The organism is Aeromonas sp. BIGb0445 (assembly GCF_024809075.1).
Classification (GTDB): Bacteria; Pseudomonadota; Gammaproteobacteria; order Enterobacterales; family Aeromonadaceae; genus Aeromonas; species Aeromonas rivuli.
Genome location: NZ_JANUES010000001.1, coordinates 461,151 through 478,398, shown reverse-complemented (window position 1 = coordinate 478,398; position 17,248 = coordinate 461,151). Strand labels below are relative to the sequence as shown.

The 17,248-nt window shown below is 58.2% G+C and carries 19 protein-coding genes; 5 read left to right on the top strand and 14 right to left on the bottom strand.

Annotation, left to right across the window (positions count from 1 at the left end):
* Nucleotides 1-28: 28 nt before the first annotated feature.
* From fliH to M2367_RS02145, 9 genes are all read right to left on the bottom strand, one after another.
* Nucleotides 29-823, bottom strand: a complete 795-nt coding sequence (gene fliH, locus M2367_RS02185; protein ID WP_042040560.1) for a flagellar assembly protein FliH — start codon at nt 821-823, stop codon at nt 29-31.
* Nucleotides 824-885: 62 nt separating this feature from the next.
* Entirely contained in the window at nt 886-1,947 is a 1,062-nt protein-coding gene (fliG, locus tag M2367_RS02180; RefSeq protein ID WP_259235634.1) for a flagellar motor switch protein FliG, read from the bottom strand.
* On the bottom strand, nt 1,940-3,640 hold the full coding sequence (gene fliF / locus M2367_RS02175) for a flagellar basal-body MS-ring/collar protein FliF (protein ID WP_042040561.1): 1,701 nt from the start codon (nt 3,638-3,640) through the stop codon (nt 1,940-1,942). Before fliF ends, fliG begins: the two co-directional genes overlap by 8 nt.
* A 109-nt stretch (nt 3,641-3,749) precedes the next feature.
* The gene (fliE, locus tag M2367_RS02170; RefSeq protein WP_259235633.1) at nt 3,750-4,067 is read right to left on the bottom strand and encodes a flagellar hook-basal body complex protein FliE; all 318 of its coding nucleotides are present in this window, start codon (nt 4,065-4,067) and stop codon (nt 3,750-3,752) included.
* Nucleotides 4,068-4,196: 129 nt separating this feature from the next.
* The gene (locus M2367_RS02165) at nt 4,197-4,571 is read right to left on the bottom strand and encodes a hypothetical protein (RefSeq protein ID WP_224430903.1); all 375 of its coding nucleotides are present in this window, start codon (nt 4,569-4,571) and stop codon (nt 4,197-4,199) included.
* Between the two features lie 145 nt (nt 4,572-4,716).
* Entirely contained in the window at nt 4,717-5,493 is a 777-nt protein-coding gene (locus M2367_RS02160) for a hypothetical protein (protein ID WP_224430904.1), read from the bottom strand.
* A gap of 255 nt (nt 5,494-5,748) precedes the next feature.
* Complete coding sequence (gene arsC, locus M2367_RS02155) at nt 5,749-6,189, bottom strand: glutaredoxin-dependent arsenate reductase (protein WP_259235632.1); 441 nt, start codon at nt 6,187-6,189, stop codon at nt 5,749-5,751.
* On the bottom strand, nt 6,186-7,262 hold the full coding sequence (arsB, locus tag M2367_RS02150) for an ACR3 family arsenite efflux transporter (RefSeq protein ID WP_259235631.1): 1,077 nt from the start codon (nt 7,260-7,262) through the stop codon (nt 6,186-6,188). Before arsB ends, arsC begins: the two co-directional genes overlap by 4 nt.
* A 174-nt stretch (nt 7,263-7,436) precedes the next feature.
* Nucleotides 7,437-7,763 (bottom strand): helix-turn-helix transcriptional regulator, encoded by a 327-nt coding sequence (locus M2367_RS02145; RefSeq protein WP_259235838.1) that lies wholly within the window; start codon nt 7,761-7,763, stop codon nt 7,437-7,439.
* Between the two features lie 268 nt (nt 7,764-8,031).
* Here M2367_RS02145 and M2367_RS02140 point away from each other — a divergent pair, with 268 nt between their 5' ends.
* From M2367_RS02140 to rimO, 3 genes are all read left to right on the top strand, one after another.
* The gene (locus M2367_RS02140) at nt 8,032-9,522 is read left to right on the top strand and encodes a SulP family inorganic anion transporter (RefSeq protein WP_224430907.1); all 1,491 of its coding nucleotides are present in this window, start codon (nt 8,032-8,034) and stop codon (nt 9,520-9,522) included.
* Nucleotides 9,523-9,531: 9 nt separating this feature from the next.
* Complete coding sequence (locus M2367_RS02135; RefSeq protein WP_259235630.1) at nt 9,532-10,377, top strand: universal stress protein; 846 nt, start codon at nt 9,532-9,534, stop codon at nt 10,375-10,377.
* A gap of 338 nt (nt 10,378-10,715) precedes the next feature.
* Entirely contained in the window at nt 10,716-12,044 is a 1,329-nt protein-coding gene (gene rimO / locus M2367_RS02130; RefSeq protein ID WP_224430909.1) for a 30S ribosomal protein S12 methylthiotransferase RimO, read from the top strand.
* 189 nt (nt 12,045-12,233) lie between these two features.
* Here the strand turns inward: rimO and M2367_RS02125 are convergent, their stop codons facing one another.
* The 5 genes from M2367_RS02125 to M2367_RS02105 form a co-directional block, all read right to left on the bottom strand.
* Nucleotides 12,234-12,521, bottom strand: a complete 288-nt coding sequence (locus M2367_RS02125; RefSeq protein ID WP_084218132.1) for a putative quinol monooxygenase — start codon at nt 12,519-12,521, stop codon at nt 12,234-12,236.
* A gap of 111 nt (nt 12,522-12,632) precedes the next feature.
* Complete coding sequence (locus M2367_RS02120) at nt 12,633-13,130, bottom strand: DUF2867 domain-containing protein (protein WP_224430910.1); 498 nt, start codon at nt 13,128-13,130, stop codon at nt 12,633-12,635.
* Nucleotides 13,131-13,178: 48 nt separating this feature from the next.
* Complete coding sequence (locus M2367_RS02115) at nt 13,179-13,583, bottom strand: DUF1801 domain-containing protein (RefSeq protein ID WP_224430911.1); 405 nt, start codon at nt 13,581-13,583, stop codon at nt 13,179-13,181.
* Nucleotides 13,584-13,708: 125 nt separating this feature from the next.
* On the bottom strand, nt 13,709-13,927 hold the full coding sequence (locus M2367_RS02110) for a DUF6500 family protein (protein ID WP_259235629.1): 219 nt from the start codon (nt 13,925-13,927) through the stop codon (nt 13,709-13,711).
* 100 nt (nt 13,928-14,027) lie between these two features.
* Nucleotides 14,028-14,567 carry an AAA family ATPase gene (locus M2367_RS02105; protein WP_224430913.1) on the bottom strand — a complete coding sequence of 180 codons (540 nt, stop codon included), beginning with the start codon at nt 14,565-14,567 and terminating at the stop codon, nt 14,028-14,030.
* Nucleotides 14,568-15,113: 546 nt separating this feature from the next.
* Here M2367_RS02105 and M2367_RS02100 point away from each other — a divergent pair.
* Both M2367_RS02100 and M2367_RS02095 read left to right on the top strand, forming a co-directional pair.
* Nucleotides 15,114-15,788, top strand: a complete 675-nt coding sequence (locus tag M2367_RS02100) for a response regulator transcription factor (RefSeq protein ID WP_042040583.1) — start codon at nt 15,114-15,116, stop codon at nt 15,786-15,788.
* A gap of 87 nt (nt 15,789-15,875) precedes the next feature.
* Entirely contained in the window at nt 15,876-17,237 is a 1,362-nt protein-coding gene (locus tag M2367_RS02095; RefSeq protein ID WP_224430914.1) for an ATP-binding protein, read from the top strand.
* Nucleotides 17,238-17,248 lie beyond the last annotated feature (11 nt).

The following is a 17,248-nucleotide window of genomic DNA, read 5'->3' as shown; positions in this document are numbered from 1 at the left end:
CTGGGGATTGAGAAGGGAAACGCTGGCGTCAATCGCGCTGGTTGTCGCGCAAGAAGTTGCGCAACAGCTGGTCGATGCGCCCCGAGAGGGTCAAGTCCACACTGGAGAGTTCGGTGGCCAGCTGAATATCGCCGGGCAACAGGGTCGGATCGCTCTCTAGCCGCCAGTGGCGCCGCTCGCACTCCTCCTCCCCGAATGCCGCCACCACCCGGGCAATATCATCCGGATGCAGGGAGAGCGTCACCCCTTGATTGGACGCGGGCAGCAGGGCCAGCCCCTCCTTCAAGGCACCTAGCAGCAAGGCGGGTGAGGTCACGGCCTCCTGCTTGATCAGGGCCCGGGTCAGCTGCATCACCAGGGCGATGAGCTGTTGCTCCACGTCGGCATCCTGCTCGGCCAGGGGGTCGGCCAGGCGGGAGGCCAGCAGGCGCCAATGGCCCTGCTCCTGCTCGACCAACTCGCGCCCGAGGGCCAAGCCCTCCTCCTTGCCTTGGCTAAGACCGGCATCGTGCCCCTGCTTGAGACCCTCTAGCTTGCCCTCCTCCAGCCCCTTGGCAAAACCTGCGGCCTGCCCCTCGGCCATGCCCTCTTCCCAGGCAGCCTGACGAATGGCTTCCAGCTCCTCGGCCGTGATGCTGGGGGCGGGTTCCTCGGCCGGTTCCGGCTCAGGTGGCAGTTCCGACTGGCTATACCAATCCTGGGGCAGGCCCAGGGCATTGGTCTCTATCTCGGACTCGACTTCCATCTCCGGCCAGCCCCAGGTCTCTATCTGGGTACCGGTCGTGTCGGGTCTCACATATCCGCGCAGCTTGCTGTTGTTCATGGTTGAGAGGCACTCCTCGTCACTAGCGGCCCGGCGCCGCCGCGCCGCTTATGATGCATGGTTTAGAGGAACTCGTCGCCGCCACCGGCGCCCAGCATGATCTCGCCGGCATCGGCCAGGCGACGGGCGATGGAGAGGATCTCCTTCTGGGCCGCCTCCACCTCTGAGACCCGGATCGGCCCCATGGCCTCCAGATCGTCCGCCAGCATTTCGGCGGCGCGCTTGGACATGTTCTTGAAAATCTTCTCGCGCATCTGATCGTCCGACCCCTTGAGGGCCCGTTGCAGCAGATCCCCCGGCACTTCCCGCAACATGGTCTGGATGCCGCGATCGTCCACGTCGATCAGGTTCTCGAACACGAACATCAAGTCCTGGATCTGCTGGCTCATCTCCTCGTCGGAGTCGCGGATGGCGTCCATCAGCTGACCTTCGACGTTGGTGTCCAGGTAGTTCATGATGTTGGCCGCCGCCTTCATGCCGCCCATCTTGGCTGCCTGAGCACCTGCCGCACCGGCAAACTGCTTCTCCATGATGTCGTTGAGCTCTTGCAGCGCCGCCGGTTGCACCTCTTCGAGGTTGGCGATGCGCATCACCAGATCCAGGCGTACCTGCTCCGGGAACTGGCTCAGGATCTCGGCAGACTGCTCCGGCTCCAGGTAAGAGAGCACTATGGTCTGGATCTGCGGGTGTTCGTTCTGGATGATGCTGGCCACCTGGCGGGCATCCATCCACTTGAGGGAATCCAGACCCCGGGCGCCGGATCCCAGGATGATCTGATCCACCAGGTTGCTGGCCTTGTCTTCACCCAGGGCCGCCACCAGGGCTTTGCGCACGAAATCTTCGCTGCCGATGCCGATGTTGGTGTACTTCTGGATATCGTCGATAAATTGACGATGTACCGCCGCCACCCTGTCGTGACTGAAATCGGACATGGAGGCCATGGACATGCCGAGCCGCTGCACCTGCTTGGGCTCGAGGTGGCGGAAGATCTGGGCCGCATCCTCTTCGTTGAGGCTGAGCATCAGCACCGCGGCCATCTCTATCCCCGTCATCTGCTCGAGGATCTGGCGCTGACCATCGCTGATGTCGTTGCCGGTCACTTGACTCTTATTTTCTTCAGGCATCTTTGGTTACCCACTCTTTAATGACCTGCGCGGCCAAGTCCGGTTCATTCGCCACCAGGGCACGCACCGCCTTGAGCAAGTCTTCATCACGATGGAGATCCGGCAGCTTGAGGTGGCCATCGCGCACCCCGAAGATGGGTTCTGCCTCGGCCTGGGCCGCCAGCAGACTCAGTTCGTCGTCGCCTCCCAGCACTATGCTGTTGTCCAGATCCAGTTCGCCATCGGGTCTGACATCCGGGTAGAGCAGACGCTTGAGCATGGGCCGCACCACAGTCACGATCAGCACTATGATGACCAGCACAGAGGCGGCGATGCGCACCGCGCGCCAGAACCAGGGCTGCTCGTAGATGGGCAGGTCCGGCATCACATCCAGCTCGGGACGGTTGAAGGGGATGGCGACCACTTCCAGGCTGTCGCCCCGGGTCACATCGAACCCCAGGCCGCCGCTGATGAGGCGACGCAGGGTATCAATCTCGGTCTGGCTGCGCGGCTCGCGGGTAACGGCGCCATCGGCCCCGGTGATCGACTTGTAATCCACCGCCACCGAGACCGTCATGCGGCGAATGCCGCCCATCTGACGCCGGGTATGACTGACGGTGGTATCGAGTTCATAGTTGCGGGTGGCCTCCTTGCGCGAGCGACCGGCGCTGGTGCTGCTCTCGCCCCCTTCGACCTTCTCCGGGATCCCCGAGGCGGCGGGTGGCTGGTTGGAGAGGGCGCCAGGCACACCGCCATTGGCCCCGCTGGCGCTGTTCTCTTCCAGGGTCATCTCCGAGCGTACCGCAGGCAGGTCCGGGTTGTAGGTCTTGCGGGTCTGCTCCTGCTGGGAGAAGTCCAGGGCCAAGTCCACTTCGGCGGTGTAGTTGTCCATGCCGAGCACGGGGATCAGGATGGCGTCAATTTTCTGTTTGTACTCCAGCTCCTGCTTCTGCTGCATGGCAAATTCTTTGCGGGTCTGGGCGGAGACCGGATCCTGGGAGCCGGAGTTGAGCAGGCGACCACTCTGATCGGTGACAGTGACCCGGGTCGGTTCCAGGCCATGGACCGCGGAGGCAACCATGTCGACGATGGAGTCCACCTCCCCCTGACCCAGGGCCGAGCCCTTGAGGCTCAACACCACGGTGGCGCTCGGTTTGCGCTCGTTGCGGGCGAACACGTTGTCTTTGGGAATGGCCAGCAGCACCTGGGCCTTGGCCACGTTCTGGAACTGTTCGATGGCGCTGGCGAGCTGGCGCTCGCGGCTGAGCTTGAGGCGCTCGGCTTCCATGCGCTGGCTCACCCCGAAGCTGGAGTCCTTGAGCAAGATGGCCTCGCCATCGTTGCTGCTGACGCTGTTGGTGCCGAGCCCTGCCCGGGTCAATCGCAGTCGGATATCCCCATAGTTCTCGGCGCTGACCAGCACGCTCTTGCCATCGACCTGATAGGGGATCTTCTGCTGATCCAGATAATCCAGGGTGGAGACCAGCTCCTCGGTGCTATAGGTGCCAAGGGGTCGCATCTCCGGCTCCTTGCCCCACAGCAAGATGAAGACGGCGATGGCCAGACAGATGGCCAGCCCCAGGATCAGGGTGATCTGGCGCAGCACATCGCTGTTGGAGAGAAACCCCAGCGCCGAGCTCTTCTGTTCATTCTCGTCGAGGGCACTCGCCCCTTCATGGTTGATCAGCAGATCGCCATTTTGATCGTTCGCCACGGGTCAGATCCTTATCTTCTGGTCTGGTTCATGAGGTTCATGAAAGAGGGGGATAGCGAGGCGGGAAAATGCGCTCTCCAGTACCTGGCCAAATAGCAAAATCAACCCCTTACACCGGCATGTTCATGATGGTCTTGTAGGCATCGACCATCTTGTTACGCACCTGCACCGTCGCCTCGAAGGCGATGGAGGCTTTCTGACCGGCGATCATCACATCGGAGAGATCCACCGACTTGTCACCCATGTCGAGCCGGGTACGCAGATCGTTGGCAGTGCCCTGCAAACCGTTCACATTGCCGAGGGCCTGCTGCAGCAGCTGGCCGAAATCCGAGCTGACGTGGTCGCTTGGCTGGCTGACGGCAGGAATACCCGCTTCCACCTTGAGGGCCTGCATCTCTTGCATCAGGCTGCTTGCACTTATTTCCATCACTCTTCCCCAGACAAATCATTGACGCTGGCAGAAGATAAGCAATTAGGGTGCCAATCCGGGATATCGAGGGAGAAATGGGCAAGCGGGCACCGACGGGTGAGCTCCGGCGCCCGAGCCCGGGCTGCCTTAGCCCAGCAACAATCGGAGATAACTCAGGTGCAGATCCCTGTGCTCATCGGCGGGCAATTTGACCAAGACCTCATCATGGAGATAGCGGCTCTTGGCAGTGGCCAGCTCGGGGGCCACCAGACCCACCTCGACCAGCTTGGCGACGATGGCAACCGCCAGCGCCATGCAGCCGTCACTCTCCTGGCCCCAACCGAAATCACCATCATAATCAAACAGTTCAGGACGAGGCGAGAGAGGATCAACCCGATCCCCCCAGACCCAGAAGGCCATGGGCCTCTCTTGGGGAAGGCGCAGATAGATACTCTGTCTGTCCCACTCCCGTTGTTGGCCCTGAGTCGCATCCCGTGCTGCCTGATCCGGTTCCTGCGCCATACTGCACTCCTTGTCTCGCGATGCTATTTTGGGATGCCCATAGAAAAAGAGGGCACAAGGCCCTCTTTTTACTGGAAAACTCGCTATTTAAACAGCCAGAATTTCAACACAAAACCAGAAAAACTCCTTGCTGAACAGCGGGTGATCATGACTTGTTCAGATCGTCATCCAGCCAGTACTTGGAACCCGCCACACTGGCGTCGAGCAAGAGCCCTTTCTCACCGATCTGGTAGATAGCCATGCCGCCATTGTATTTGGCGGTCAGTTCGGCGCTCTCTTTGCCAGCCACTGCCCCCACCTCGGAGGTTGCTTCCCAGCCCTGGTGGACAAATCCATCAAACTTGGCTTTGTTCTCGAACAGGATCACCTGCTGATAGAATTTTCCGCCCATACCGGCAGAGAGGCCACCGCCAAACATCTTCATGTAGGTGCGACTGTTATTCTGGCGGCTGACCGCCACCCCGGCGCCCTGATTGGTGCTGAGCATCAGGGAGAACTTGCGAGAATCAAAGACCGCATAGCCATAGGCCTGGTCAAACAGCAACTTGGCGGAGGGCTGCTCGTTGAATAGCCGCACCAGGGCGGTATCGGCCATGGTATCGAGGGCGGTACGTGCCTGCTCGGCCGTCTTGGGCTCGACCATCTCATCGAGCTTCTTGTCTGCAACCGTCAACCACTCCTTGCTGGTCGCCATGCTCTTGTCGGTCCACTCCCCCGCGGTGTTGAATGCCTCTTCTCCCCACTGGGAAGCTGAATCCCAAGTCTGTTTGGAGAAATCGCTGACATCACGCCACGCCTCTTTGCTGGTCTCACTCACCGCGTCGCCGAGGTCGGAGGCTGCACTCTTGAGCTTGTCCCAATCCGCATGACCGGGCATGGCCACCAGCGCTACCATGAGCAGGGGCAGAGTTCGCATCTTCATGACTATCTCCATATCAAATGCCCACCAGGGGCGAGAAACTGCGTTTCCTTTAGCATACACCGCCAGGGGCGTCGCCACAGCCCTGGAGAGTAGCAAGTGTCTGTTATCCGGACAGTTAGCAGGGCATCCTGTTGAGAAGAGGAGCTGGATCCGCAATGGCATCCCAACCTGGAGGGGCTCGTCAGCCGGGATGCAGACATGGTCATGGGGATAAGAAGAGGGAGCCAAGGCTCCCCCTGTGTGGACCAATATCCATCATGGCGATGAACTGAAACGTCGTCCCTGTGCATCCACCACCTGCTCCCCGTCTTCCTTGCTGAAGGCTCCTTGCTGGGGGCTCGGCAGTATATCCAGCACCACTTCTGACGGACGGCACAGCCTGGTGCCCAGCGGGGTGACCACTATGGGGCGGTTGATCAGGATGGGATGGGACAGCATGGCGTCAATCAACTCATCATCGCTGAATCCCTCCCCGGCCAGCCCCAGCGCCTCAAAAGGCGGCACGTTCTGGCGCAGCAGGTCACGTACCGGTATTCCCATGGCGGCCATCAGGGCGACCAGGGTCTCGCGGCTCGGCGGCGTCTCCAGATAGTGGATGACGGTCGGTTCAACCCCTGAGTTGCGGATAAGTGCCAGGGTATTGCGCGAGGTGCCACAGGCCGGGTTGTGGTAGATGGTGATAGCGATGTCACTCATGCTTGCGCCTCCACGTTGCCATAGTTTCGCTTCATGCGCAGGGCCACGTTGACCAGACCGATCAGCACGGGCACTTCAACCAGTGGGCCTATGACGCCGGCGAAGGCCTGATCCGAGCTCAGCCCGAACACGGCAATGGAGACCGCGATGGCCAGCTCGAAGTTATTGCCGGTGGCGGTAAAGGCGATGGAGGCGTTCTTGTCATAGGGAATGCCCAGCTTCTTGCCCACCAGGAAGCTGGTAAAGAACATCAGCACAAAGTAGATCACCAGTGGGATAGCGACCCGCAGCACATCCATGGGCAGCTCGACTATCATCTCCCCCTTGAGGCTGAACATCAGCACTATGGTGGCCAGCAGGGCGATGAGGGTGATGGGGGAGATGGCCGGGATGAAGCGCTCGCTATACCACTTCTCCCCCTTGGCCTTGACCAGGTAATGGCGGCTCAGAAAGCCTGCCAGGAAGGGGATGCCGAGATAGATGAGCACGCTTTCGGCGATATCCAGCATGGTGATATCCACCGCGAAGCCCTCTAAACCAAACAGGGGCGGCAGCACGGTAATGAACAGCCAGGCCATGAAGCTGTAGGTGAGGATCTGGAAACCGCTGTTGAGGGCCACCAGACCCGCACCGTACTCCTTGTTGCCACCCCCAAGGTCGTTCCACACCAGTACCATGGCGATGCAGCGCGCCAGGCCTATCAAGATGAGGCCGACCATATAACCCGGCTGATCATGCAAAAACACCAGGGCTATCACGAACATCAAGATGGGGCCCACCAGCCAGTTCATCACCAGGGAGAGGGTGATGGCGCGGCGATCCCGGGTCATGGTGCCCATGGTGGCGTAGTTCACCTTGGCGAGCGGCGGGTACATCATCAGGATGAGGCCTATGGCCAGCGGGATATTGGTGGTGCCGACCGACATCGCCTCATTCCACTGGGCCACCTGGGGGAACAGATAGCCAATCCCGACCCCTATGCCCATGGCGACGAAGATCCAGAGGGTGAGATTGCGGTCGAGAAAACTCATTTTTTTGCTGACGGGCAGCTCGCAGCAGGCATTGATACTCATCACGAGACTCCATGAGGATTAGATGAAACGGGCGGCTGATAGCAGGGCAAACCGACAGAGATCAGCGCCGCCAACAGGATAAGGTAATTGACGTGAGGGGCCAGGGTCAGCGCCTTGGGACGCAGCCGTAACTCTTGGTCGTGCCCCCCTGCGTATGACTGGCTGCCCATGAGCTCAGCAGCAGGACTCATTGGGCATGATGCCGCAGGCCTCCGGGTGACCGGCGCAGCACTCCTCGGTCAAGTAGCCAATCAGGCTCTGCATCAGCGCGATGTTGGCGCGATAACGCAGGTAGCGCCCCTCTTGCTCCACCGAGAGCAGACCCGCATGCAGCATGGCCTTCAGATGAAACGACAGGGCGTTGGGGGCGATGTCCAGCTCGCTGGCGAGCTGACCCGCCACCCGTCCCTCCAGACCCGCCTTGACCAGTAGCCGCCACACATCGAGTCGCACCCCGGAGGCGAGAGACTCGAACAACTTGCTGGCGACTGTCTTGTTCATTTCGACCATGATCCACACCTTATTCACTCAGTTAGTTCAACTATACAAGAGTTATTGAAATGATCAATCCAGCCAGATGACTTTTCCTCCCGCCCCTGCTTTGCTACCCTGCGCGGCCAAATAATCAGCGGCCCGGCCAGGATGTCATCGCAGCAGGATGCAGACCAGCTTCCAGCGAGACCGGCTATCACCGACCCCCATCACAATGACTCCCCCTCGATCCCGCCAAGGGACAAGGCGGTGAGCGACAACGAGCGAGAGAATCGACATGCGTCAACGCCTACAACAAGAGTGGTTCGCCAATGTGCGTGGTGACCTGCTGGCCGGCACTGTGGTCGCCCTGGCCCTGATCCCGGAGGCGATCGCCTTCTCCATCATCGCTGGCGTCGATCCCAAGGTGGGCCTCTATGCCTCCTTCTGCATCGCCGTCATCATCGCCTTCGTCGGCGGCCGCCCCGGCATGATCTCCGCCGCCACCGGTGCCATGGCGCTGCTGATGGTCACCCTGGTCAAGGATCACGGCCTGCAATACCTGCTGGCGGCGACCCTGCTCACCGGGATCTTCCAGATAGGGGCTGGCTATCTCAAGCTCGGCAGCCTGATGCGCTTTGTCTCCCGCTCGGTGGTGACTGGCTTCGTCAACGCCCTGGCCATCTTGATCTTCATGGCCCAGTTGCCCGAGCTGACCAACGTCACCTGGCAGGTCTATGCCATGACGGCCGCCGGCCTTGCCATCATCTATCTGTTCCCGCTCATTCCCGTGGTGGGCAAGTTGGTGCCCTCCCCGCTGCTGTGCATCGTCATCCTGACGGCGATAGCCATCACCATGGGCATCGACATTCGCACCGTGGGCGACATGGGCGAGCTGCCCGATACCCTGCCCATCTTCCTCTGGCCAGACGTGCCGCTCAATCTGGAGACACTAGCCATCATCTTCCCCTACTCTGCGGCGCTGGCCGTGGTCGGTCTGCTTGAGTCGCTGATGACGGCGGCCATCGTCGACGATCTGACCGACACCAAGAGCGATCGCAACCGCGAGTGCAAGGGTCAGGGTCTGGCCAACATAGGGGCCGGCCTGATGGGCGGCATGGCGGGTTGCGCCATGATTGGCCAGTCGATCATCAACATCAAATCTGGCGGCCGTGGCCGTCTCTCCACCTTTGTGGCAGGCACCCTGCTGATCCTGATGGTGGTCTTCATGGATGAGTGGATCCGCCAGATCCCCATGGCCGCCCTGGTCGCCGTGATGATCATGGTCTCTATCGGTACCTTCTCCTGGGACTCCATCCGCAACCTGCGCAGCCACCCGCTCTCCACCAATATCGTGATGGTGGCCACGGTTGCCGTCGTGGTCGCTACCCATAACCTTGCCCTTGGGGTATTTGTCGGAGTACTGCTCGCCTCCCTCTTCTTCGCCGCCAAGGTGGCCCGCTTCATGCTGGTCAAGAGCGAGAGCAGCAAAGCGGGGGATGAGCGCCATTATCAGGTACGAGGCCAGGTGTTCTTCGCCTCTGCCGAACAGTTCATCGCCGCCTTCGACTTCAAAGAGGTGCTCAGCCGGGTGACCATAGATCTTAGCCAGGCCCACTTCTGGGACATCACGGCGGTGACCGCCCTGGACAAGGTGGTGCTCAAGTTCCGCCGCGAGGGGACCCAGGTCGACGTGATCGGTTTGAACGAGGCGAGCGCGACCCTGGTCGACCGATTTGGAGTACAGGACAAGCCCGAAGAGATAGAGAAGCTGCTGGCCAACCACTAAGGAGCGACCATGACCCATATCCTCGCCTGCCTCGATGGGGTAGCCAGCCAAGGGGCCATCTGCGATGCCTCCGCCTGGGCCGCTACCATCACCGGTGATGCTGTCACCCTGCTGCATGTGTTGGAGCGCCACCAGAACGTGCTGCCCGACTTGAGCGGCACCATTGGTCTGGGGAGCCGGGAGACCTTGCAGGCCGAGCTGGCCGAACTCGACCAGCAGCGCAGCCAGCTGGCTCGCCAGCAAGGCAAGTTGCAGCTGGACGCCGCCGTCCATCAGCTGGCGGAACACGGCATCCAGGCCAATCGCCTGCAGCGCCATGGCGACTTGCTCGAGACCCTGAGCGAGTTTACCGAGCAGACTCGCTTGCTGGTACTCGGCAAATGCGGCGCCCGGCACGAGGGGGAAGATGCCGTGGTCGGCAGCCAGCTCGAGAGCGTGCTGCGCACCCAGCGCACCCCAGCGCTGGTCGTGCAGCGCCACTTCACCGCCCCCACCAGCCTGCTGTTTGCCTTTGATGGCAGCGAGACGGCGCAGCGGGCCTTGCAGCAGCTGGCAGCCAATACCTTGCTCAAGGGCTTGCCCTGTCATCTGGTGATGGTGGCCGACCCCAGCGCCGAGCACAGCGCTCAGCTCGAGGATGCCGCCGCCATGCTGCGCCAGGGGGGTTGGCAGGTGATCCCCAGTCTGCGCCAGGGGGAACTCATCCCCACCCTGACTCAATATCTGGCGCAGCAGCAGATAGCCCTGCTGGTGATGGGGGCCTACGGCCACTCCCGCATGCGCCAGTTCGTGCTCGGCAGCCACACCAGCGCCATGCTGCGCGCCCTGCCCTGCACGCTGTTGCTGCTGCGCTGACCCTCGGGCCGTTCCGCGCGGCCCTCTCATCTTGCCCTGATAGACTCCCCCCTCGGCCCTGCCCTTGATATGCAGTTGCGCTGAGGCGCCATCTGCCCCCATCTGAGCGTTCTGCTCACCCCTGGCATCCGCCCCGTTACCGCTGTCCATCCTCCAAAAGCCAGTACTGGTGCGGCTCTCCCGGCTGGTAATGCCCGCCTCCTCGCGTATCTGGCACCCGCGGCCCAGGCATTTGACATAAATTGTTCCCGTCAACGCGTCCAGCTGTATAGTTTTTGGTTAGCCATTCCGGTAAAATCCGCGCCCTTATAAGAGAGCCACCTAAGAGCGATTGAGCGATGTCCAACACGAAACAGGCCCCCAAAGTAGGATTCGTCTCCTTGGGTTGCCCCAAAAATCTGGTCGATTCCGAGCGCATCCTGACCCAGCTGCGTACCGAAGGGTACGATGTGGTGCCCAGCTATGACGATGCCGAGCTGGTAGTAGTCAACACCTGCGGTTTCATCGACAGCGCGGTACAGGAATCCCTCGAAGCGATCGGTGAGGCCCTGGCCGAGAACGGCAAGGTCATCGTCACCGGTTGCCTCGGCGCCAAGGTGGATCAGATCCGCGAGATCCACCCCAAGGTGCTCGAGATCACCGGCCCTCATGCCTATGAAGAGGTGCTGGGTCATGTCCACAAATACGTGGCCAAGCCGACCCACAACCCCTTCACCAGCCTGGTGCCGGCCCACGGCGTCAAGCTGACCCCCCGTCACTACGCCTATCTCAAGATCTCCGAAGGCTGCAACCACCGCTGCACCTTCTGCATCATCCCCTCCATGCGCGGGGATCTGGTGAGCCGTCCCATCGGCGACGTGCTGGCCGAGGCCAAGCGCCTGAAAGAGGCTGGCGTCAAGGAGCTGCTGGTGATCTCCCAGGACACCTCCGCCTACGGCGTGGACGTCAAGCACCGCACCGGTTTCTTTGATGGCATGCCGGTCAAGACCAGCATGGTGGCGCTGTGTGAAGAGCTGGCCAAGCTCGACATCTGGGTACGCCTGCACTACGTCTACCCCTACCCCCACGTGGACGACGTCATCCCGCTGATGCGCGATGGCAAGGTACTGCCCTACCTGGACATCCCGCTGCAGCACGCCAGCCCGCGTATCCTGAAATTGATGAAGCGCCCGGGTACCGTCGAGCGCACCCTGGAGCGTATCCAGAAGTGGCGCGAGATCTGCCCCGAAATCACCCTGCGCTCCACCTTCATCGTCGGCTTCCCCGGCGAGACCGAAGAAGAGTTCCAGATGCTGCTGGACTTCATCGACAAGGCGGAGCTGGACCGGGTCGGCTGCTTCAAATACAGCCCGGTTGATGGCGCCAAGGCCAACGAGCTGCCGGATCCGGTGCCGGCAGATATCCAGGAAGAGCGCTTCGTGCGCTTCATGGAGCTGCAACAGCAGGTCTCCATCCGCAAGCTGGCCCGCAAGGTCGGCCAGGAGATGACGGTGCTCATCGACGAAGTGGACGAAGAGGGGGCCACCGGCCGCTCCTTCGCCGACGCCCCCGAGATCGACGGCCTGGTCTATCTCAATGGTGAAACCGGCCTCAAAGCGGGCGACATGGTCAAGGTCCGCATCGATGAAGCGGACGAATATGACCTCTGGGCCAGTCTGGTAGGCTGATCCCAGCCCAAAACACCTGTAAAACAGGCGTCAATCAAGAGCCAGTCAGTGAACACTGACTGGCTCTTTTGTCTCTCTGCATGGCCGCCTCGAACATGGGAAGGATCATCACCCGACGTTGTGCCCCGTTAATTGTCCAGATGGACGACACAGTGATTGAGTCGGCAGCAGGCCCAAGAGTGCGCCTTCTTACTTGAATGGATCCATCAGAATGAAACTTTCCGCCTGTCGCTGATGTTGATTGATCATCGGCACCAACCGCTTGAAGTGCTCGGTATTGCAATGAGCATCCAGGGCCGCTCTATCTGGCCACTCCTCAATGAAGATAAAATGTCCGGGATCCTTCTGGTTAATACACAGCTCGTAAGAGATACAGCGCGGTTCTTGTCGCGTTTTTTCTACCAACTCTCGATAGAGTGGCATGACATCATCGATGTGGTCCGGGTGTATAAAATCTTGTGCAATCACTTTCAACATGGTGTCAAATACCTCAGGGTTGACTCTATTCTCAGTGCGCCACATAGGAACCGTACAGCAAAGAATGACTTTACGATAACAGCAGCCAATGTAATTTAAACAGCTGGATCACTAAGCCAACGACAGACTCTTCAATGAGTGAGGCACAATAATTTTATGCATGGGCGTGACAAAGAACATATAAACTTTACCTAAGGTATTGTTTATATGAACGACCGTAGTCACATGTACTGTTGCCTTGTCGCCATTTGGAGTGACAAGAAACGACACCTTTACATCCAGGTGTTTGTCACGGTCTTCCAGAATGACTTCATGTTGAGTGTTTTGCAAGATACTAAAAATCCCGACAACATCACCATATTTGTATTCGCTGCTGACTTTACCGGCGTCGACACTCGTCATGCCCCCAAGATCTTTCAAACCAAAGAATGATACCGTCGCATTCCTCAATGACATTAACCAGTCAATCCAGGCTGGTGTGCCTTTTGCAACAGCATGGTAAATATCCAATGCCGATTGATTCTTATAATCTATTTCAGTCGTATGGGTGTCGCAAAAATATGCACCTTCCATATAACCATGAATTATTGATTGCTTTAGCACATCCATTGAGACCTCGATATTAAATGACATTGATATAATAGAGGCACAGTCAGATCAGGCCCCCAGAAGAGGAAGCCCCTTAAGGCTGTGATACTTGAGCGCCAATACAATGCAATGCCTTAATGGTATCTGCTCAATATTGGTAGTCAGCGGCACTATAATGGCTCTCTTTCCCTCAAAGCAGAAGATGCCTGGATAAATTTCTCTGAAGGTTTCAATCAGCCGGGTTTGGCAGTGAAAAAATACTTTGATGACATGCGGATCCTTTGGCTGCCAGTCGATTCGAATGGTCGTCCCCCCTCTAACGAGGTAACTCGCTTCCCCCCACTTGAGGCACTCTTCAACCCCCCCTAACTGGTTTTCAATCGCAGAGTCCAGAATAAGCTGGCGAACGCGCTCAAGCTGCTGCCTTGCCTCTGTCGGGTAGCCATCAAACTTCTCCTGGATATCTGAATTCATAAGCATCCTGCCACATCAAATAGCTAGCTGTCATAGTGTGCTTATAGCGTATAGCGCCTTTCTATCATACGCTTATTTTAAATATTCTTCCTTGGCCCCCTGAGAGCAGGTCAGAGATATTGGCGCTATTTACTGGACAGAACCAGGTCTTTTATCTTCGTTGCCTTTTCAAAATGATCGAGCCGATGCGTCATTATCCACCAGGTGGCCGCCTCCATAAGTAATTCGGGATCATCATTCCTGTTTGCGAAGAAGGCATAGAATGACAGACCCACCCCTGGTCCCTTGCTGGCAATTTTCTTGTCGCATACCTCAACGAATTTTCTTTTCAAGCTTTCTCGCATGCAGTCTCCGGCTATTATATTGTATATTCCTGCACCACTGCTTATCCTTAACAAGGATGCAATCTTTCATCTGTATGATGCCGCCTTGACTTAACCACTATTAGGTTGCCGCCAGTGACCGTAAAATAAACTCCACACGCTCGGATACCGAGGCCTTTGGCACTTCAATTAACGAGTAACCAAAAGTCTGGTATGCAGCGACCATTTCCAGGTAAGTATCAACAGCTTCGGCATAACTCTGCTTACGCTCTGAATCATTAGAATAGATGGACTCCCACGGCGGGAAGATAAACACATCAATGTGATATCTAGCAAGATGGCATGTGTTCAACAATGCACTGGGTATCGGCAGCCCTTCGAGTTTTGAATAGGCATATGAGTCGATAATACCTCTATCAAAGAATACCAGGCCTTGGTTGCCTTGATGGTGGCTGAAACATTCCAACTCTTCTCGTATCATCTCATCGCGAAAGGCGACTTTATCCATCCAGGGTAACGCACACCCATCTATCGCAAGTTGTTGCAAGATGACCTTGCGACCCACTTCATCCACGCACTGGTAACCGAGAGCCTTCAAGCAATCAATAGTCGTTGTTTTTCCTGACCCTGGCCCTCCGGTAAAAACGATTAAATGATTCAATCATGCCTCCATGAACGCCAATCAGATTTCAGTTGCCCTGAGAAAATAAATATCACTCATCTACATACAAAACAGTGCATATATTTCAAGGATCTGTCTAGCAATGCATTCCCCGGACATGTCATGAACCATGTCGTGGGCATTATTTATAACCACGTGTCGATTTTTTATGGCCTGTCTCACCTTTTGCATGATTGGCGTCATGATGCATATTGGCCATGCCAACGGACAACCTCATGCCCGAACATTGGTTACCAAATGGCTATCATAACGGCCCGCCTGACGGAGGGAAGCGGGAAGAGGCGAAAATCCGAGCCGGATCAATAGCAGATTGACCGACCGAAGGCGCTGGCGTGCCAGATGGTGAGAGTCCGGGCAATCAGACCGTGCGCTCAGGGGTCTGAATACTGCCCCCTGTCCCTGTTATCCAGTTCACAATTAGTGCCGATTCAGTCTCAATACAGGCCCTATCCGCTACCATCTGAATTGACTCTCCCAGCTTAAACCCCTCTAATTGGCGTCTCGGATCTCATGCACGAACATCTTATGAAAATTCTGTTAGTCGAAGACGACAAGCTGCTCAATCATCATCTCACTACCCTGCTCGGCGAGGCGCAGAATCAGGTGCATGGCACCGACAGCGCCCAGGTGGCGTTGCACTATGCCGAGGATTACCCCATCGATGTGGCCATCATCGATCTCGGCCTGCCGGACATGGATGGTCTGCAGTTGATCCGCACCCTCAGAGAGCGGCAGATCGCCTTCCCCATCATAGTGTTGACCGCCCGCGGCAACTGGCAAGACAAGGTCGAGGGGCTCGAAGCGGGGGCCGACGACTATCTGGTCAAACCCTTCCAGAAAGATGAACTGCTGGCCCGGCTCAATGCCCTGGTGCGGCGCAGCGCCGGTTTTATCTCGCCCAAGGTGCAAGGGGGGGATTACGAACTGGATCTGTCGCGCAAGGAGCTGACCATCGCCGGGGAGGTGGTGGTGCTGACCAGCTTTGAATATCTGATCCTGGAATACCTGATGCGCAATGCCCGCCAGGTGGTCTCCAAGCAGCAACTGCTCGACCAGCTCTATGGCGACGGAGAAGGTGACCCCAATACCATAGAGGTGATGGTGAGCCGGCTGCGCAAGAAGCTGGATCCTGATGGCGAGATACAACCCATCTCCACCATCCGTCGCCAGGGTTACATCTTCAATCTCTCCTGCAGCTAAGATGGCTCTCGCCTTGTCTCTCACTGTCCAACCAGGTGAGCCCCTGGCATCGCGAGCCCATCCCCAGACTCTCACCGAGGCCAGCCCATGCCGTTGATCCGCCGCTCTCTGCTGGCCAAGCTGATGTTGAGCACCATGCTGGTCATCGCGCTCATTCTGGCCTTTGCCGTCTATGCCCTCTACCTGGCCAAACAGGAAGAGCTCGTCAAACAAACCAGCACCCAGATGCAGGAGAACCTCTCCAAGCTGTTCTCTTCCAAACTGCCCGATAATCAGGGCCAGGCCGGGTTCGATACCCTGGACAAGAATGCTGCCGATCCGAGACTAGACACCATGATCTGCCGCGCAGATGGTCAGATAAGCTGGGCCAGTCTGCACAATCCCGAGGTGCTCGAGGCCAAACCGACCCTGTGTCAGGATCTGATGAACTACCTCGGCAAGATGGATCATGACTACTTCTTCAAGCTGATCACCATCAAGAGCGGCAACAGCTACTTCATCTACAGCCTGCGTTTCATGCGCAACCATGGCCAGGGCCCCGTCACCTATTACGTGGTGATGATTGATTCGGCCACCTCGTATCAACAGCAGGTACAAGATTACCTCTACCAGTGCATGCGTCAGGCACTGCTCGCCTATGCCCTGCTCGGTGCCCTGCTGCTACTCACCAGTTTCTGGAGCCTCTCCTCACTGCGCGCCATGGCGCGCCAGCTCGATGAAATCCGCGCAGGCAAACGGGATGCCCTGTCACAAGATTACGAGCGCGAGCTGGCTCCCCTCACCGGCTCCGTCAATCAGCTGCTGGAGAACGAACGCCAGCAGACCCTGCGCTACCAACATGCCCTCAATGATCTCGCCCACAGTTTGAAGACCCGATTAGCGCTCATACAGATGACGACGCAAGATGTCGCAATGAGCAAGGAGTTACACGAAAACATCAATGAACAAATTTTAACCATGGATCAGATGGTCCAGTATCAGCTGCGCCGAGCCGTGACTGGCCGAAAACGCCTCGCCGGCAAGGGGACAGAACCCGTGCCGCTCATCGAAAAACTGCTGGCCAGCCTCGCCAAGGTGTACCGCCACAAGAAGCTGCAGACCCGTTTCCTGTTTGACGACGACGTCTTCTTCCATGGGGAACAGGGGGATCTGATGGAGCTGATGGGCAACCTGCTCGATAACGCCTGCAAGTTCGCCATCAGCGAGATCCGGGTCCAGGTGCGCCGTCAGGACAATGGCTTGCTGATCGAGGTCGAGGATGATGGCCCAGGCATAGAGCCGAGCAAGTCGCAGCAGATATTCCAACGAGGGGTGCGCGCCGACACCTCGCCGGGTCAGGGCATTGGCTTGGCCGTGGTCACCGAGATAGTACACAGCTATGGCGGCGAAATCCGGGTGGATGAATCCCCCCTCGGCGGGGCCAGATTTCAGCTGAAACTGCCTCAATGATTCACATGTGA

Excerpts from the sequence above, each read along its gene's own strand:
- M2367_RS02125 (WP_084218132.1), bottom strand. The coding sequence starts at position 12,521 with ATGTTGAAAGTGATTGCACAAGATTTTATACACCCGGACCACATCGAT.
- fliH (WP_042040560.1), bottom strand. The coding sequence starts at position 823 with ATGAACAACAGCAAGCTGCGCGGATATGTGAGACCCGACACGACCGGT.
- M2367_RS02100 (WP_042040583.1), top strand. The coding sequence starts at position 15,114 with ATGAAAATTCTGTTAGTCGAAGACGACAAGCTGCTCAATCATCATCTC.
- M2367_RS02115 (WP_224430911.1), bottom strand. The coding sequence starts at position 13,583 with ATGAATTCAGATATCCAGGAGAAGTTTGATGGCTACCCGACAGAGGCA.
- M2367_RS02110 (WP_259235629.1), bottom strand. The coding sequence starts at position 13,927 with ATGCGAGAAAGCTTGAAAAGAAAATTCGTTGAGGTATGCGACAAGAAA.
- M2367_RS02165 (WP_224430903.1), bottom strand. The coding sequence starts at position 4,571 with ATGGCGCAGGAACCGGATCAGGCAGCACGGGATGCGACTCAGGGCCAA.
- fliG (WP_259235634.1), bottom strand. The coding sequence starts at position 1,947 with ATGCCTGAAGAAAATAAGAGTCAAGTGACCGGCAACGACATCAGCGAT.
- arsB (WP_259235631.1), bottom strand. The coding sequence starts at position 7,262 with ATGAGTATCAATGCCTGCTGCGAGCTGCCCGTCAGCAAAAAAATGAGT.
- M2367_RS02145 (WP_259235838.1), bottom strand. The coding sequence starts at position 7,763 with ATGAACAAGACAGTCGCCAGCAAGTTGTTCGAGTCTCTCGCCTCCGGG.
- M2367_RS02135 (WP_259235630.1), top strand. The coding sequence starts at position 9,532 with ATGACCCATATCCTCGCCTGCCTCGATGGGGTAGCCAGCCAAGGGGCC.
- M2367_RS02160 (WP_224430904.1), bottom strand. The coding sequence starts at position 5,493 with ATGAAGATGCGAACTCTGCCCCTGCTCATGGTAGCGCTGGTGGCCATG.
- M2367_RS02095 (WP_224430914.1), top strand. The coding sequence starts at position 15,876 with ATGCCGTTGATCCGCCGCTCTCTGCTGGCCAAGCTGATGTTGAGCACC.
- arsC (WP_259235632.1), bottom strand. The coding sequence starts at position 6,189 with ATGAGTGACATCGCTATCACCATCTACCACAACCCGGCCTGTGGCACC.
- M2367_RS02140 (WP_224430907.1), top strand. The coding sequence starts at position 8,032 with ATGCGTCAACGCCTACAACAAGAGTGGTTCGCCAATGTGCGTGGTGAC.
- rimO (WP_224430909.1), top strand. The coding sequence starts at position 10,716 with ATGTCCAACACGAAACAGGCCCCCAAAGTAGGATTCGTCTCCTTGGGT.
- fliE (WP_259235633.1), bottom strand. The coding sequence starts at position 4,067 with ATGGAAATAAGTGCAAGCAGCCTGATGCAAGAGATGCAGGCCCTCAAG.
- M2367_RS02120 (WP_224430910.1), bottom strand. The coding sequence starts at position 13,130 with ATGGATGTGCTAAAGCAATCAATAATTCATGGTTATATGGAAGGTGCA.